General features: G+C 23.8%; 19 protein-coding genes and 1 pseudogene. 2 read left to right on the forward strand and 18 right to left on the reverse strand.

Annotated features, from left to right (window positions below; translation table 4 throughout):
- Positions 1-241: 241 nt before the first annotated feature.
- The gene (locus AC6I4F_RS05910) at positions 242-391 is read right to left on the reverse strand and encodes a hypothetical protein (RefSeq protein WP_497873149.1); all 150 of its coding nucleotides are present in this window, start codon (positions 389-391) and stop codon (positions 242-244) included.
- A 1,041-nt stretch (positions 392-1,432) separates the two neighbouring features.
- Between AC6I4F_RS05910 and alaS the strand changes: the two genes are divergently transcribed.
- Positions 1,433-4,156, forward strand: a complete 2,724-nt coding sequence (gene alaS / locus AC6I4F_RS05915) for an alanine--tRNA ligase (protein WP_497873150.1) — start codon at positions 1,433-1,435, stop codon at positions 4,154-4,156.
- A 229-nt stretch (positions 4,157-4,385) separates the two neighbouring features.
- Here alaS and AC6I4F_RS05920 read toward each other — a convergent pair whose 3' ends face one another.
- From AC6I4F_RS05920 to AC6I4F_RS06000, 17 genes and pseudogenes are all read right to left on the reverse strand, one after another.
- The gene (locus tag AC6I4F_RS05920; RefSeq protein ID WP_497873151.1) at positions 4,386-4,637 is read right to left on the reverse strand and encodes a lipoprotein; all 252 of its coding nucleotides are present in this window, start codon (positions 4,635-4,637) and stop codon (positions 4,386-4,388) included.
- Between the two features lie 1,148 nt (positions 4,638-5,785).
- Positions 5,786-6,208, reverse strand: coding sequence for an ATP-binding cassette domain-containing protein (locus tag AC6I4F_RS05925; RefSeq protein WP_497873152.1), 423 nt, complete (start codon positions 6,206-6,208; stop codon positions 5,786-5,788).
- Between the two features lie 2 nt (positions 6,209-6,210).
- Positions 6,211-6,333 (reverse strand): hypothetical protein, encoded by a 123-nt coding sequence (locus tag AC6I4F_RS05930; protein ID WP_497873153.1) that lies wholly within the window; start codon positions 6,331-6,333, stop codon positions 6,211-6,213.
- 76 nt (positions 6,334-6,409) lie between these two features.
- On the reverse strand, positions 6,410-6,742 hold the full coding sequence (locus AC6I4F_RS05935) for a hypothetical protein (protein WP_497873154.1): 333 nt from the start codon (positions 6,740-6,742) through the stop codon (positions 6,410-6,412).
- Entirely contained in the window at positions 6,684-6,920 is a 237-nt protein-coding gene (locus AC6I4F_RS05940; RefSeq protein ID WP_497873155.1) for a hypothetical protein, read from the reverse strand. The genes AC6I4F_RS05935 and AC6I4F_RS05940 overlap by 59 nt, the downstream gene beginning before the upstream one ends.
- A gap of 116 nt (positions 6,921-7,036) precedes the next feature.
- Positions 7,037-8,029 carry a lipoate--protein ligase gene (gene lplA, locus AC6I4F_RS05945; protein ID WP_497873156.1) on the reverse strand — a complete coding sequence of 331 codons (993 nt, stop codon included), beginning with the start codon at positions 8,027-8,029 and terminating at the stop codon, positions 7,037-7,039.
- Positions 8,030-8,198: 169 nt separating this feature from the next.
- A complete protein-coding gene (locus AC6I4F_RS05950; RefSeq protein WP_497873157.1) occupies positions 8,199-8,513 on the reverse strand; it encodes an alpha/beta hydrolase family protein in 315 nt (104 codons plus the stop codon).
- A 177-nt stretch (positions 8,514-8,690) separates the two neighbouring features.
- On the reverse strand, positions 8,691-8,999 hold the full coding sequence (locus AC6I4F_RS05955) for a hypothetical protein (protein ID WP_497873158.1): 309 nt from the start codon (positions 8,997-8,999) through the stop codon (positions 8,691-8,693).
- A gap of 212 nt (positions 9,000-9,211) precedes the next feature.
- A complete protein-coding gene (locus AC6I4F_RS05960) occupies positions 9,212-10,714 on the reverse strand; it encodes an FAD-dependent oxidoreductase (RefSeq protein ID WP_497873159.1) in 1,503 nt (500 codons plus the stop codon).
- 243 nt (positions 10,715-10,957) lie between these two features.
- A complete protein-coding gene (locus AC6I4F_RS05965; RefSeq protein WP_497873160.1) occupies positions 10,958-11,095 on the reverse strand; it encodes a hypothetical protein in 138 nt (45 codons plus the stop codon).
- 126 nt (positions 11,096-11,221) lie between these two features.
- On the reverse strand, positions 11,222-12,475 hold the full coding sequence (locus AC6I4F_RS05970) for an acetate kinase (RefSeq protein ID WP_497873161.1): 1,254 nt from the start codon (positions 12,473-12,475) through the stop codon (positions 11,222-11,224).
- 18 nt (positions 12,476-12,493) lie between these two features.
- On the reverse strand, positions 12,494-13,486 hold the full coding sequence (gene pta, locus AC6I4F_RS05975) for a phosphate acetyltransferase (protein ID WP_497873162.1): 993 nt from the start codon (positions 13,484-13,486) through the stop codon (positions 12,494-12,496).
- Between the two features lie 23 nt (positions 13,487-13,509).
- A complete protein-coding gene (gene pyrH, locus AC6I4F_RS05980; protein ID WP_497873163.1) occupies positions 13,510-14,238 on the reverse strand; it encodes a UMP kinase in 729 nt (242 codons plus the stop codon).
- A 63-nt stretch (positions 14,239-14,301) separates the two neighbouring features.
- Positions 14,302-14,883, reverse strand: coding sequence for a hypothetical protein (locus AC6I4F_RS05985; protein WP_497873164.1), 582 nt, complete (start codon positions 14,881-14,883; stop codon positions 14,302-14,304).
- Positions 14,884-14,903: 20 nt separating this feature from the next.
- Positions 14,904-15,782 carry a translation elongation factor Ts gene (gene tsf, locus AC6I4F_RS05990; RefSeq protein WP_497873165.1) on the reverse strand — a complete coding sequence of 293 codons (879 nt, stop codon included), beginning with the start codon at positions 15,780-15,782 and terminating at the stop codon, positions 14,904-14,906.
- Positions 15,783-15,797: 15 nt separating this feature from the next.
- Positions 15,798-16,574 (reverse strand): 30S ribosomal protein S2, encoded by a 777-nt coding sequence (gene rpsB, locus AC6I4F_RS05995; protein WP_497873166.1) that lies wholly within the window; start codon positions 16,572-16,574, stop codon positions 15,798-15,800.
- Between the two features lie 283 nt (positions 16,575-16,857).
- Positions 16,858-17,292, reverse strand: a pseudogene (locus tag AC6I4F_RS06000) (transposase); the annotation flags it as partial.
- Positions 17,293-17,876: 584 nt separating this feature from the next.
- On the opposite strand from AC6I4F_RS06000, the gene AC6I4F_RS06005 reads away from it, so the two are divergent.
- The gene (locus AC6I4F_RS06005) at positions 17,877-18,107 is read left to right on the forward strand and encodes a hypothetical protein (protein ID WP_497873167.1); all 231 of its coding nucleotides are present in this window, start codon (positions 17,877-17,879) and stop codon (positions 18,105-18,107) included.
- Positions 18,108-18,122: the final 15 nt, after the last annotated feature.

Consider the following 18,122-nt stretch of genomic DNA (forward strand, 5'->3'; position numbering starts at 1 on the left):
ATTTAATTAATTCATTTTCTTCAACAGAACGGTTATCTTTGGTTTTAAAACTGCCTGAATTAGTAAATTGCTTAATTCAATTATAAGCAGCTGCTCTTGTAACATTTTACTCTTTAGCAAGACAAGACACTGACTTACCACTTTGATATAAATCTACTATTTATTTTTTAAATTCATTTGAATATGAGTTAATATTGGCCATAATTATAATTCCTTTCTTTTAACTAATTTGTTCACTTGTCTACGTAATTAGTGTTCAATAAAGTGTAACCAATCCAATATATCTTTCTTTGTTGGCTTCTTCTAGTTTATTTTTTAGTTCTTGTATTTTTTCAATTTCTTTTAATAATGCTTGAATTTCTTTGTTGGCTTCATTCAACTTAGTTTGCATTTCTTCTTTTGCTTTGTTAGTTTCTTCTAGTTTAATTTCTATTTCTTTTTTTGCAACTTCTGTGTCTGCTAGTTTTTTTCTAATTCTTCTAATTTATTTTTTAGTTCTTGTAGTTTATCATTATCATTAGTATTTAGTTTACTTGACATAAAATTTGTCTCCTTTTTATTTATTAATTTGATTTATTTTTGGACTCCTTTTATAGTAATATTTTAATAAAACACAAATTTAGAGTAGAAATTAAATTATTTTTTTGTTTTTTGAAATAATAAATAAATTAAATTGTTTAAAATTTCATTTTAAAAAAATGAATAGTAATTTAATAGTTATTGTTCTTACAAAGATTAATTTTAATAAATTAATAAAATTTTTAATGCTAGATTTGATTGTAAAATTTCAATTAATTATCATTTTTATTTTTTATATTTAAGATTTACTTAAAATATTTTTTTATTCAAAATTATAGATTTAAAAATATAAAAAATGCATTAATATATTAAATTAGTTACTATATTAAATAGTAAGTAATATTGAATTAAATGAATTAATTTTATATAATTTAATGATAAATTTTTATTTTTTAAAAGTTATTCTAAGCAAATCTTAACTAAAGTTTATATCTGAAAAAATGAATATACAATAAAAAAAATACCAGTTAAATTATATTTTTAATTAAATAGAAAAAATCTTTCTTGTAATTTTTATTATATAAAGTTAATAATTAATATTTTTTTCTTTTTAATTTATAAAAATATTTCATAATTTTATCTTTTTGCTTGTAATAACTAATATTTATGCTTAATATTAAAATTGAAATTAATATTTATATTAATCTAAATTAGATAAGTATTATTAATAATAATTAGTTTTCAGCGAGAGTGAATAGTGTAAGCACTTAATCATTATTAATTAGAAGCTCCTAATTTAACAATTTTAATCATTAATTAAGCGCGTTTACTTTGTAAGTGAATTAGGATGGTACCGCGTTAAAAAACGTTCCTATTTTGATAGGAATTTTTATTATTTTGAGGAGAAATTATTATGTCAATAAAATGAACAACAGATAAAGTTAGAACAACTTGATTAAATTTTTTTAAAAGTTATAATCATCACATTTTAGAAAGTGCATCACTTGTTCCAAATGATGATCCTTCACTATTGTGGATTAATTCTGGAGTTGCTACATTAAAACCATATTTTGATGGACGACAAACCCCAATTGCTAAAAGATTAGCAAATTCACAAAAAGCAATTAGAACTAATGATATTGAAAATATTGGTATTACAGCAAGACATCAAACTTTTTTTGAAATGTTAGGTAATTTTTCAATTGGTGATTATTTTAAAAAAGAAGCTATTATTTGAGGATGAGAATTTTTAACTAGTAAAAAATGATTAAATTTAGATGCTAATTTATTATATGTAACAGTTTTTAATGAAGATGAAGAAACATATAATTTATGATTAAATATTATTAAATTACCAAAAGAACGTATTATTAAAGGTACAAGATCTACTAACTTTTGAGATATGGGTAAAGGTCCTTGTGGCCCTAATACTGAAATTTATTATGATCGTGGTATTAAATATGATCCCGAAAATATTGGTATTAAATTATTAAAAGATGATATTGAAAATGATCGTTATATTGAAATTTGAAATATTGTTTTTTCACAATTTAATAATGATGGCAAAAATAATTATACTGATTTACCAAGAAAAAATATTGATACTGGTGCAGGATTAGAAAGACTAGTAGCAATTTTACAAGATGTGCCAACTAACTTTGATACTGATTTATTTCAAAATATTATTCATGAATGTGAAAAATTGACAAATTTTCGTTATGATATTAATAATTATTTTACACAAGAGATTAAGCAAAAAACTATTAATACTGCATTTAAAATTATTGCTGATCATATTCGTTGCTTAGTTTTTGCAATTAGTGATGGTGTTTTTCCTAGTAATAAAGATCGTGGTTATGTATTACGAAGATTGATTAGAAGAGCTGTTGTATATGGACAAAAACTTAATATTAATGAACCATTTTTGTTTAAGTTAGTTTCAATTATTATAAAAGTTATGGTTCAAAATTATCAAGAATTACATGAAAAAGTGGATTTAGTAACTAATATTATTAAAAGCGAAGAATTAAAATTTTGAACAACATTAATAACAGGAAAACAATTATTATTACAAGTTATTAGTAATAATAAAAAAGTAGATGCAACTGCGGCTTTTAAATTATTTGATACCTATGGTTATCCTATTGAATTAACATTAGAGATTGCAAATGAAGAAAATGCTACTGTTGATTTAAAAGGTTTTCAAAAGTTATTGGATAACAGTAAAGATAATGCAAGAAAAGTAAGAATTAATCATCAAGCATTAACAATTCAATCTTCATTACTAACTAATTTAAAAGTTCCTTCAACCTTTGTTGGTTATGATAAAGAACAAATAAATACAAATATTGTTTTTATGTTTAAATCAGAGCATGAGGTAAAATTTTTAAAAAATGAAAAAGGTTATTTAATTTTAAATGAAACGCCTTTTTATGCAGAAAAGGGGGGACAAGCATCTGATGATGGTATTATCAAAGGAGAAAATGGAACAGCCTTTGTTATTGATGTACAACAAGGACCACAAAAACAGCATATTCATCAAGTGGAAGTAAAAGGTGAATTAACACAAACAGAAATTTTTGAAGCACAAATTAATAGTTCACATCGTTTTTATACAAGAAAAAATCATTCAGGAACTCATTTATTACATGCTGCTTTAAGAAAATTATTAGGTTTACATGTTATGCAATCTGGAAGTTTTAATAATTATCAATATTTACGATTAGATTTTAGTCATTATCAAATGTTAACTTTAGAACAAATTATAAGTATAGAACAACAAGTAAGTAAATGAATTAAAGGTAAATATCCTTGTGAAATTATTTATTGTACATATGAAGAAGCAATCAAAATTGGAACTTTAGCTTTTTTTGGTGAAAAATATGAAGAAAAAGTTCGAGTAATTAAATTTGGTGATTTTTCAATTGAACTTTGTGGGGGTACTCATTGTTATAATTCACAAGAAATAGAACAATTATTAATAACTAATGTTGAATCAAAAGGTTCTGGTTCTTATCGAATTCATGCTTTAACATCATTAAAAACTATTAATGAATACTTAGCACAACAAATAATAATGATTAAAGAACAAAGCAATAATTTATTTATGCAATATCAAAAAAATAAAGATAATTGTATGCAAGAAGAAATTGAAAAAATATATGATGCTATTAATAACTTAAAAGTGGTAGCTGCTGATTGAAGAAAAGGAAAAATGTTATTATTAGAATTACATAGTTTATTTAAAAAATGACAAATTAATTTTGAAGAATTAAATCGTCAGAAAATAGTGAAAAAATATTTAACTTTAGTTCCAAAAAATGAAAATAGTTATAAACTATTAATTGCAAATTTTGAAAATTTAGATATTAAAATATTAAGAGAAATAATTGAACATTATCGTAATCAATATCAAAATATTATTATTATTTTTATTAATAAAATTAATAATCAAGAATATTTAGTATTAGTTGCTTCAAGTAAAGAATTGCATAATAATAAACAGTATCAAAGTAATAATATTTTACAAAAAATATTAAAAACATATAATGGTAAGGGTGGCGGTAGCCCAATCTTAGCGCAAGGGAAGATTGATAAGTTTATTACAGAAAAAGAAATTAATAAAATTATATATTAAACTTAATACTTATATGTATTAATTTATATAAATATTATGATATACAATAATATATGTTCAACGTCAATATTTTTTTACAATCATATATAACATTATTATAGTAATTGCAGAATCTTTTATAATTTCTTATTGATGAAATATAGGAAAATAGTAGTGATAATAATTTTGAAAAAAATATATTTTTTTAATTAATAACTGTCAATATCGAGTTAAAATTTCCCAAAAATATTTATAAAAAATATTGGGAGCGTACCGATGTTGTCAATAATATTCAAATTTGTCTTAAAATTATAAAGTTAGACGAGAATAATTTTGACTTCAATATAATACCATCTCCATAATCTGAATTTGTTCAGTCAAAATTTGGTAAACAATTTAAATAATCACTACCATCTAAACTACCGATATTACAAGCAACTACTAAAATAGCAGGAGCAGAAATTAAACTAAAAACACCAAAAAGTATTAATATTTTTTTCATTAATTTTTATTTTTTCATTCCTTAATTAAAAAATCTTTTTGATAAATAAGAAAACAACATAGTAAATATCAAGATTCCAATTAATGTTTGCCAAATACTAGTAAAAACAACAAATGATATTTCATTATAATTTTGAATAATTTGACTTATTCCTAGTGAATCTAAAAATTGATATGAAGTAATCAACATATTAAACCAAATAAAATATTTAGTTGGACACAAATAACCAATAATAATAAATATTAAATTATTGTTAGTTACTGTTGGTTGAATTAAAACATCCGAAAAAATAATGAAAAATATGGTAACAACAGCAAGCATTAAAAATGATAAATTAAAATTAGGAAAAAATGTTGTAATAAATATGTTAGCAACTGTTAAAAAAATGTTAATAATATCATAGCAAATATATAGAAAATTCAAATAAATCATCTAATATTAGAAAGCAAATTTAGATGAAAATTAAATATTGAAATTAAAGAATAAATACTATAACAAATAATATTAATACTTACTGATAATGATACCATTATTAAATTTGATAAAAAAATGTTAAAATAATATAATATTCATTAATACCAATTATTTTTATTCTTTTTAAAAAATTTTTCTTTCGCCACTCAATCATAAATATTCCTAAATAAAAAGATGAAATAAAAACTGATATTGATAAAAAATTTAACAAAATGGGGGGTAAAATCTGATAATAACTATAATTATTTCATAATCACGATGATAATGCAGAAATTAAAAAACCTAATAAAAATACAAAAATATAAGTTCTAGGATTTACAAAAATTACTTTTGAAATTAAAGAAAAAAGTCTTGAAAATTTTAGAAACAGTACTTTGTTTGAATAATTCTTTAGTTAACATTAACTTCATTTTGATAATACTACACCATCATTTTACGTAAACTACCATATTTTTTTATAATTGCATCAATACTTTGGTCTTGATAAATTTCACCATTTTTTAAAATTACTACCCGATCACAAAGTAATTCAACTTCTTCTGGTGTGTGTGAAAAAATTAATAAATTAATTTTTTTAATTTCTTTTCATGACTTAATAAAATTAACAAGTTTAATTTACATTTTTAAATCTAAACCAGTAACTAACTCATCTAAAATTAAAATTTCAGGATCATTTAAAATTGATAAAAAACAATTAAATATTTGTCTTTGACCACCAGAAAGTAAAAAAAATTTCTTTTTTTCAAAATATCATTTAACTCAAAAAAATCAATTAATCCTTTGCCTTCTTCGCTTTTAATATATTTTTTATTTTTATAAAATTTAATTAAAACAATAATTCGTGTACCAACCGGTAAATAACCTTCTTGAAATTGAACACCAATTTTCCGACTAACCTTTTTACCAACATCATCAAGAAATAATACTTTACCTGATGTTGGTTTTAAAACTTGTGAAATAATTTCAACCAAAGTAGTTTTACCAGAACCAGTAGTACCTAAAATAGCAAGTGATTGTGAAACAGGTATCTCTAAATTAATATTTTTTAAAACCTGATTTTTACCATAATTTTTACTTATATTTTCTAGAATAATCATTTTTATTTTCTTTGTAAATTATTATTTAAAATTTCTTCATATAATTGATTAAACATTTTTTTCATATCAGAATCCAAAATTAATAGTGGCTTTACTGTATTGGCAATGGGTGGTTTATTTCACATATATTCACCTTTGTTATTTCGTTCCACATATTTATCAAAAGTATAAAAATCAATATCAATTGATTTTTCAATTGTTCTACCTAAATCTTGAATTCAAATTTTTACTCATTGAAAATAAAAAACCAGCTTCAAAATACTTCATAACTCATAAGTTTAAATATTCATTTTCATTAATATAATTACTACTTGGATCATTAATTTTATTAATAGTAAACTCAATAAAATATGTTCGCAATGTTAAGGCCATGTATATTTGCATTGATTGTGAATGAATAATTTTATTATTAATATAATTATTAATATCTGCTGTTGGTATACCAATTTCATCATAGCCAGATTTACCAGCATTTTTATCTTGCTGAATCAAGGTATTTATCAAATTCAGCAAGATAAAAATTATTAAAACCATTAACAATATCATCATTAGTTTTACCTACTTTATCAATAGCATCTTGATATAAAAATTGTCAAACATTTAATTGATTTCTATCTTTTTTTGGTCAACCGCGTGTTGGATAAAGAATATCATTTATACTATTTGTTTGATCAAAACTATTATTTACTAAAAATGTAATAACATTTAACATTGCTAATTGGTGTTATAAAAATAAACATTATAAATAAAATCCATAAATATTTCTTCATATTTCCTCTTTAATATTAGTTATAAAAGTAAGGATATTATAAATAAGAATTTTATTCATTATTTTATTATACTTTTTATGATTTCTTCAACAAGAAAATTTTCACCAAAAATTTCATTAATATTAGCATTTTCAATGATATTAGTAATAGTTGCTAAATTATTTTTTTGTTTTTCTAGTTTTTTTTCTAAACTAGTAGTACCTGCTGAGCCTAGGAAATCACCATATATTTTAATATTTTCAATAATTCCTGCCTTAACATTCATTCAAATTTGAATAGTTCCTTTACTAGGAAAAAGTGTTTTATGCTTTAAATCAAAATCTGGAGATTTACCATAAACTCAATCTCAAGTTCGATATTTAGTATTTGCTAATGATTCAATATCAGCAATCATTTTTTCAGAAAATTCCATAATCTTTGTATTTTTTGTACTTTTTAATTGTTCAATAATTAAATTTTGAAATTCTTTAATTGTTATTGGTGGATTTAATAATGGTAAAATATTTGTTACTCGTGCTTGTACTGATTTAATACCTTTTGATTTTAATTTATCCAAATCAGGTTTTAATACTTTTGGTAACATTTGCATATCAACATTAAAAAGAATAGTACCATGATGTAAAATTCGATTTTTATATGTATATTGGGCATTACCCGATATTTTTTTATCATCAACTAAAATATCATTTTTACCACTAAATTGAGCATTTAAACCTAGACTTTGTAAAACATTAACTATTGGTTTTGTAAAAAGAGCATAATTACGAGCATTATCTTTATTTTTATCAAAAATAAAAGTAAAATTTAAATTTCCTAAATCTTGATAAACAGCTCCACCACCAGATAATCTTCGTACAACATTAACTTTTTTTGTTCTTACATATTCATTATTAATTTCTTCAATTGTATTTTGGTTTCTACCAACAACAATAGTATTATTATTTTGTCATAATAATAAGATTTCATCAGTTATATAAGGATTAGTAATCAAATATTCTTCGGCTGCTAAATTAAAATATGGGTCTTTGCTATTATTAATATAATAAATCATTATTAATTTAATCTCCTTTATCTTCAGTTTTAAAATTTGTTCATTTATTAACAAATTTTAAAGTAGTTTTGCAATATGTATCATAATCGGTAGTGATGGCTCTTATATGTTTAGCAAATGGCATAATTAATAATTCACTTATTGTTTCTTCTTCATAATTTATTTTCTCTTAATACATTTTTTGTGCCATTGTTGCTGGTACAGTTTCATCATCATTACCATGAATAAATAATACAGGAATTGAAGAACAATATTTTAATTTATTAATAGGATCAATACTATTAATATTAAATTTATCTTTTAACCTAAAGAAAAATTTAACACCATAATAAAATCAAAATCAATGAAGGTTAAAGTATTGTTTACCCATAATTTTAATAATATGAATAAAAATATCAAATCCACAATCAGAAATTGCACATTTAACACCAAATTTACCAGTATCAAATCGAGATATTGTTTCCAAAACAGTACTAGCGCCCATACTATTACCAATTAAAGGAATATTGGGGGGTTGTTTAAAATCTGTTTCTGTTAAATAATTATTAAGACTTAAAATAACAGCATATAAATCATCTGCTTCTTTATTGCCAAAAGTAATTGCATCATGAATATTATTACTACCATGACCTCTTGTATGATAAGTAACAATACTATATCCCTACTCATAAAAATGTTTAACTAAATATAAAATGCTATAGCGATTTTGTTGTCAACCATGAGTTGCAATTATTCATTTATGATTTTTATTAGATTGATTATTATTAATAAAAAAAGCTGATAACAAGCGATTATCATAAGTAGTTATCGTCATATCTTGTGCTTCCATCATATCCCAATTACTATCATCAATCATTAGTTGTAGATAATTTTGTAATTCCATATCTCGATTATAAAAACTCAAAGTATTGAGATCAATTTTATCAAAATTTGGATTAGTACTTCGTCCAATTCGTTGAAAATTTTCCATAACATTTCCATCATTAAACCAATAAAAAAATTAGTAATTAAAAAAGGAATAATCCATAATGGAAAAGTAAATATCAAAATAATTTTTAATTATCAAGCAATTTTATATTTACTTTCTTTAACTAGTGAAGTCATTCTTGATCTAAGTTTTAAATATTTTTCATTACTAACCCTTATATTTTATTACTCTCAAAATTAATTTGATAAGGCAATCTATTTTTTCTTACCTTTTAAATATGGATCTGGATATGTAACATCTTCTTTTGTTAAAATTCCTGTTGCTAAAAGTGCTGCCGCAGTAACAAAGTTATAAGGTTTATTAAAGTGTGGTAAAAAATACATATCAATTAATGGAATTTCATCAATAGTAAGCTTTTTCAATATTGCTAATGAAAACATTGCAATTGTTTCTGTATGATCATGAGTTGAACCAATTTCAGCTCCAACAATACGACGAGAACTCTTTTCTCATATAATTTTAATTTTTACTTCATGATTTTCACTCATAAAAGGTGGAAACACTGTATCTTGATAAAAATATGCTTCTACATTATTAGAACCTAAAATTGCTTTTGCAGAAACTTCTGATAAACCAGTAGCACATAACTTTCAACCAAAAATAGCAATTGCATTTGTTCCTTGAACACCAGGAAAGGCGATTCTTGTTTTAGGATCTGTTTTTGCAACATTTAATCCAGCAATTAAACCACTACGTACAGCATTAGTTGCTAAGGCAATATTAACATTTTTATTTCAAGCATTTGAACGAATATTAATACAATCACCAATTGCATAAACATTAGGATCTGAAGTTTGAAAATATTCATTAACTTCAATTGCACCACGAAGATCTAAGTTAAGTTGAACTTTACCATTCTCATCTTTCAAGATAGCAGTATTTGGTAAGAAACCAACAGCCATAATTACTAAATCAGCTTTATATGTTCCTTTATTAGTTTTTACTTCACTCACTTTATCATCTTTAATAATAAATTCTTGTAAAGTTTCTCCTAATTGTAATTTTACTCCTACTTTTTTCATATCTGCTTCAACATCATTTGTAAATTCTTCATCATAATAACGAGGCATAATACGATTTTCAAAATCAATTAAAGTAACTTCTTTTTTATCTTTATAAAAAGCTTCTACTAATTCAATACCAATATAACCTGCACCAATTACTACTACTTTTTTTACTTCCGGTTTACTCAAATCAGAAATAATTTTTTGAGCATGTTGGTATAGTTTTGATAAATGAATGCCATTTGTTAATTTAACACCATTTAAAGTATCTTTAACAATCACACCATCTTTATGAGCAATTAAACCAGGAATTTCTTTACCACCTGGATTTAAGATTGGTCATGAACCAATTCCTAATACTAACTTATCATAACTTTCAATAAATACTTCATTAGTATCTAAATTTTTAATAGTAACAGTTTTTGCTTTACTATCATATTTAATCATTTCATGTTTTTCTTTAATTTTAACACCTAATGCTCTTAACTTTTCAATTGTGGCATAAAATAATCCTTTTGGATCAGTAAATTCTTTACCAACTCAAAGCGCAATTCCACATCCTAAAAATGAAATATTATCATTACGATCATATGCTACTACTTCACTATTTGGATTAGACCTCATAATTGCCTTTAATGTTGTTGTTCCGGCATGATTAACACCTATAACAACTATCTTTTGTTTTCTTTCCATGCTAAAATCCTCTCTTACTTATTACTTTTTTTCAATTTCTTTTATTGTGTAATCACAAATACAAATATATACATTATTTTATCACTTTTTATTTAATAGTTACAACTCTTTCTTTGTTCAGTAAATGAATATAACAATAATTTTAAGAAGCTGAAATTGCCATTGCTGATGGACTACTTCCATCATGATAATGATGATATTTATTAATTTCTAATAAGCCACGACAAGTATCTCAATTATTATTTAAGAACGGCTTATTAGTTTGTTTATTTTTTTGTCATAATTATTTATTTTATTTATCATGCTTTTATCAAAATTTTCAATTTCATCTTTTTCAAAAATTTTAAAAATTTTCTTTTCTTTAATGTCTTTATATGTCATACTTTTTTCTCCTTGAATCTTTAAGGTATTTATTTTTAATTAAAATTTGATAATTATTAAGTATTTTCACTTAATTTAAACATTATATATCAAAACAAAAAAACCTTAATATATTTTTTTTATTTTTTAAACATTTTTTAATAAATTATATGTATCTTGACAAATAATTAATTCTTCATTTGTTCTAATTTTAAAAATAGGAACTTCTGATTGTTTATCACTAATTTCTAAGTAATCATTATACTTATCATTATTTTTATTAGTTACTAATTTTAAAGTAAACACTTTAATTTCCTCAATAACTAATTGACGAATAATTGCAGAATTTTCACCAATACCTGCTGTAAATACTAATGCATCAATATTACTATCTAAATCATTACCATATTGAACAATATAATTAGCAATTCTTTGAACAAACATTTTTATTGCTAATTGTGATTGTAAATGATATTTATGGTTTTTATCATTACTACTTGCAAGAACATCACGTAAATCAGAAGAATATCCACTAATTCCTAATAAACCTGAACTTTTATTTAAATCATTAGTAATAGTTTCAATAGTTGCTTCTGCTTTAACATTACACATATAATCATGAATAGAAGGGTCAATGATACCACTTCTAGAACCCATAATTAAACCATCTAATGGTGTTAATCCCATGCTAGTATTAAAACTTTTACCATTTTTAATAGCACAAATACTAGCACCATTACCTAAATGACAAATAATAGCATTAATCTTATCTTTTGGTTTATTTAAAATATTAGTTAATTTATCTAAAATATAACGATAACTAGTACCATGAAAACCATATCTTCTTACCTCATATGTTTTATATCAATCATATGGAACTGAGTAAAGATATTTTTCTTCAGGAATAGTACTATGAAATGAAGTATCAAATACTGCCACATGTTTAGCATGTAGAACTAATTTTTGAAAAGATGATAATCCTTTTAAAGCTGGTGGATTATGTAATGGTGCTAATGGAATACATGCTTTAATACCAGCAATGACTTTCTCATCAATAACAATTGAGTTATTAAATTTTTGACCACCGTGAACCATACGATGACCAATTCGTTTAATATCATCAAAATTATTAATGACCTTATACTCAATTAATGCATCAATAACTGTTTGTGCTCCTATAACATGATCGGCAATATCTTTCGTTACTTCATGTTTAATAAAGTTATTACCATTAGCAATTTCAATAATAAAATTACTATTTTTAATAGCTATCCTTTCAACTAAACCTTTACAAAGAATAGTAAAATGAGGTTGTTTATCATTATTAATAGTATTAAAAAGTTGAAATTTAATAGAACTACTTCCAGCATTAATAACTAAAATTTTATTTTGTTCTGACATATTTGTTTTATCTCCTTATTAATTCTTAATTAATGTTTGAATAGCAGTGATCAATGCTGTGTAATAAATGTCATCAATAGTAGCACCACGAGAAAGATCATTAACTGGCTGATTTAAACCCAAAACAATAGGACCAATAGCTTTATAATCACCTAATCTTTGGGCAATTTTATAACCAATATTAGCAGCATCTAAAGTTGGGAAAATAAATGCATTACAATGATTTTTAATTGTTAATTCTGGGATTTTTTTATTTCGCACTTCTTGATCTCAAGCAGCATCAAATTGAATTGGTCCTGCTACTTGCACATTCTTTAATTTTAAATGCTGAACAAAGTTAGTAGCATTACGTACTTTATCAACACTTTCACCACTACCACTAGTATTAGTAGAATAAGATAACATTGCTAATTTAATTGGATTAAATTCTAAAAGTTCGCCAAAGTGAATTGTAGATTTTGCAATATCTGCTAATTGTTCAGCTGTTGGATTTAAATTAATTGAACCATCACTAAATAAAAATATTTCTTCATTTTTATTCATAATAAATGTACTTGAAACAGTTTTAGTACCTGCTTTTGGTCCAATAATTTGTAAAGCCGGACGTAAAATATCAGCAGTAGTAAAAGTAATACCACCAACAAAACCATTAACTTCTTTATTATTTAATAACATCATTCCATAGTAATTACGACTTAATACCAATTTATTAGCTGCTTCTAAAGTTAAACCCTTTGCTTTTCTTAATTCATATAATTGATTAGTAAAATTTGTTACTTGATTTTCTTCAATAGATAATGTTTTAATATTAGAATTTTTAATATTACTAGGAATTTCTTTATCATTATTAAATAATAAAAATGGTGTAATAAAATTTTTAACAGGTGAATTATCATTAATAATTTTTAATGCTACTGCCTGTACTTTTTCATTATCACCTTCTGGAAATAAAATTATGATTGATGTTTTGCTTTTTTGTAAAATAGATAAAATAAAATCTAATAGTTTCATATTATCTTCTCTCCTTTAATTTGTTAATTTTTATTGCTAATAATAGTTGCAATTGCTTTATTTTGTACTGCTTTAATGATATTATTTTCAACCTTAATATCAAATACCATAATTTTCAAGTTAGCTTCCATGCACATTGTTGAAGCAGTTAAATCCATTACTTTTAATTGTTTATTAGTAATATCTTGATATGATAAATGTGAATAACGAATAGCATTTTTGTTAATATTTGGATCTTTATCATAAACACCATCAACGCCATTTTTTGCCATTAATAATATATCCGCATTAATTTCAGTAGCACGAAGTGCTGCTGCAGTATCCGTTGTAAAGTATGGTAAACCAGTACCACCAGCAAAAATACAAACATAGCCTTTTTCAAAACTACTAATAGCTTTTTTGTAATAAAAATGTTCAGCAACTTGATTAATCTCCAATGATGTTTGCACAATAACTTTTACGTTAAGCGCTTTTAACTTTGATTCAATTACCAAAGCATTCATAATAGTTGCTAACATTCCCATATAATCAGCATTAATTCTTTTTAAACCAATCTTTTCTCCTTGTTTAGCACCACGTCAAATATTACCACCACCAATTACTAAACCAACTTCTACTTTTGCCTTAACTAGGGTTTGAATTTGTTGACAAACATTATCAATACTTTCATTATTATATAATTCATTACTACCATCACCTAAAGCTTCACCACTAATTTTTAATAATATTCGTTTATATTTAAATTGTTCCATTTTTGATCATCCTCCTTAAATTTAATATTATAAAAAGCCACAGATTGCTTTGTGGCTTCTTATTTATTTACTGTTATCACTAGATAATGAATCATTATTTGCGCTTTCAGCGATAGTTTCTAATTCAACGTTAGCAATAACTTTTTGTGCTAAATGATCTTTAACAAAAAGTTGTGCTTGTGGAGTAATAATTGTTAAACGTTTTTTAATTTTTTTAATACCCTGTTCATAAACAATTTTTAAAACATTTTTCTTTTGTTCCAATGCAACAATTTTACTAGTATTAACGCTTTGTCCAAAGAAATAAATATTATGTTCATCAACTGCGATACCAAAATCAAAACTAAAAATATATGCTAATCCTAACATGATAACTAAAAATATATACTCTACTATTAATAAACTTAAAAAAGCAGGATCAGATTTAATATATTCTGGTTCAAATGTTCAAACTTGCATTCCAATTGGAAAAATCGAGATAACTAAACCAATTACCCCAACTATTAATGTTGCTACTAATAATTTTAAATTCAAAAATTTAATAGTTGTTTTTGGTTTATTAAAACTATATCATCCTCAAACAAGAATAACTAATAATAATATAAACATTACTAATGCAATATAATATATAATTTGAAAATTCACTTTATTTACCTCCTAAATGTTTATTTGGCAGAACTATCAATTTTTTCACCTAATTGATAACGTATCATAGCTATAATTGTAGCATGATTTTTAGTTAAATACTCTTTAACCTTAATTGTATTATCTTTAATATAAAGTTGATCAACAATAGTTAATTCAGATAATACTTTTTCAAAACGACCTCTTATAATATTTTTAAGAATATTATCAGGACGTTTTTTTGCTTTCAATTTTTCTTCTTCTTTTGTTTTTTCACTAATAATTGATAATTCTTTATCACGAACTGTTGCGGGTATGTGATCAATATCAATATATTTAGCATCTGCTGATACTAATTGCATAGCAACATTATTTGGAATATCACTTTCCTTATCAACACCTTTGATAATAACTAAACCACTATATTTACCACCACCATGGATATATGAACCAAAAACTTCATCACTATTTTTACTTAAATATTGAAAACGATTTAAAACAATATTTTCACCTAATTTAGCGATAGCAAATCTTATCTCATCATTTAAACTTTCACTACTTCCATCAGCTTTTAACATTAAAACTTCTTCAATAGTTTTAGGTTGATGTTTTAAAATTGTTTCTAAAATCTTAGTAAATAAATCATTAAAATCTTCTAAATCAGCAACTTGTTCAGTTTGACAATTTAATTCAGAAATAATTGCATTATTACCACTAATAACAACTTTAGTAACCCCTTCAGTGGCTTTATTAATACTTTTTTTTTCTGCTTTTGCTAAACCTTTAATTTTTAATAGGGAAAGTGCTGCTTCAAAAATATTATTTTTTTCCATCAAAGCTTCTTTACAATCAGTAATTGGTAAATCGGTTGTATCTCTTAATTTTTTCAATAATTTAACATCTACTTTAACTTCTGACATATAAAATATTCTCCTTTATTCTTTATTTTTTTCAATTCCATTTTCAGTTTTATTTTCATCAAGACTAGTAGTTTCTTCTACTACTATTTCTTTTTTATCAATAACTGGTTTTACACTTTGTCCTTCATTAATAGCTTCAGCAATTTTCTTTGTAATTAAAGTAATTGATTTTGTAGCATCATCATTACCAGGAATAATATAATCAATATTATCTGGATTTGAATTACTATCACAAATCGCAATAATTTTGATACCAAGTTTAACTGCTTCTTCGACAGCAATTTTATTAGTAATAGTATCAGTAACAAAAATAGCTTCTGGTAATTTATACATATTTCTAATACCACCAAGGTTACGTTCTAAACGTGCTTTTTCTTTAATTACTAACATTTGCTCTTTTTTTGTTAAAAGTTTAATTTCTCCACTTTTTTCTTTATTTTCAATATCAATTAACTTTTTAATACTTGATTTAATAGTTTTAAAATTAGTTAAATTACCACCTAATCAACGTTCTGTTACATAAGGTGAATTACAACTAATTGCAAGTTCTTGCACAGCTTCTTTGGCTTGTTTTTTTGTACCTACAAATAAAACTTTACCACCATTTTCACTAGTTTCTTTAACAAAGTGACAAGCTTCATCTAATTTACGAATTGATTTTTGTAAATCAATAATATGAATACCATTTCTTTGACCAAAAATATATTTACGCATCTTTGGATCTCATCTTTTAGTTTGGTGACCAAACTGAACTCCCGCTTCAAGGAGTTGTTCACGTCTTACAACTGACATATTGTCTCCTTCTAATTTGTTTTTCTTCCATTTATTTCTAACATTAGCCACTTTTTAATTAAAAAGCACTAGGCAATGAATTCACAAATGTGTTGCTTATTTTCATTAAATTAAGCCTGTATATTGTAGCATATTTTTTATATTTTAAAAAAATTATTTTTAAACATAAAAATAGAATTGTATTTTAATAAATTATATTATAAAAATATTTTTTACTTTTCTTAAAAAATAATACCAATAAAAACACACAATATTGGATGGGTTACTGGAATGGCAACCTTTTTTAGGACTGTTTTTTGGTAGACATTTGTGCTTGGTGTTTTATGGGGGTTAAGTAGTTTAGAGTGCTGTGGATTCTTATGTTGTTGTATCAATTGATATAATCAAATAATTTTAATTGGATTAATGATGTAAAATTTTTATCATTAATAAATTCTGTTTTGAAAGTTTTGAAAGTTGCTTCAGCAACAGCGTTATCATAAGGACAACCTTTTTTGCTTAAAGAGTGGGTAATATTAAAGGCTAATAAAAGTTTATCAATAGTTTTATTATTAAATTCATTACTGCGATCACTATGAAATATTTCAATATTTTTTAAACAACGATTTGAGCACATAAATGCTTGATATACTAATGATGCATCTTTTTTAGTACCTACACTATGTCCAATAATTTCGCGATTTTACAGGTCGATTAATAAGCAAATATTGGATTGGTTACACTTTATTGAACACTAATTACGTAGACAAGCGAACAAATTAGTTAAAAGAAAGGAATTATAATTATGGCCAATATTAACTCATATTCAAATGAATTTAAAAAATAAATAGTAGATTTATATCAAAGTGGTAAGTCAGTGTCTTGTCTTGCTAAAGAGTAAAATGTTACAAGAGCAGCTGCTTATAATTGAATTAAGCAATTTACTAATTCAGGCAGTTTTAAAACCAAAGATAACCGTTCTGTTGAAGAAAATGAATTAATTAAATTAAGAAAAGAATTAAAACAATTAAGAATGGAAAATGATATTTTAAAGCAAGCAACACTAATAATAGGCAGAAAATAGAAATTATTATCAAAAATAAACTTAAATATAAAATTCGTACAATGTCTCGTTTTTTAAAAATCTCTAAATCAACATATTATTTTAATTTCAAGAAAAAAAATAAAAATTCAAAATAATATTCATGATGAAACTGTTATTAGTGCTTTTAAAGAAAATAAAGAAACTTATGGAACAAGAAGATTAAAAGTTGTTCTAAAAGAAAAAAAATTAATTTATCAAGACGAAAAATTAAAAAAATTATGAATAAACATAATTTAATATCAAAATACACTAAATTATCATACAAAAATTATCATAATAAAGTCAATGATAGTCAAATTACTAATCTTGTTAATAGATACTTTAATAATAGACTTAAAAATGAAGTTATTGTTAGTGATTTAACTTATGTTCAAGTTAATGGTAAATGAAACTATATTTGCTTATTAATCGACCTGTACAATCGCGAAATTATTGGACATAGTGTGTAGGTACTAAAAAAGATG

The organism is Spiroplasma ixodetis, from assembly GCF_059729505.1.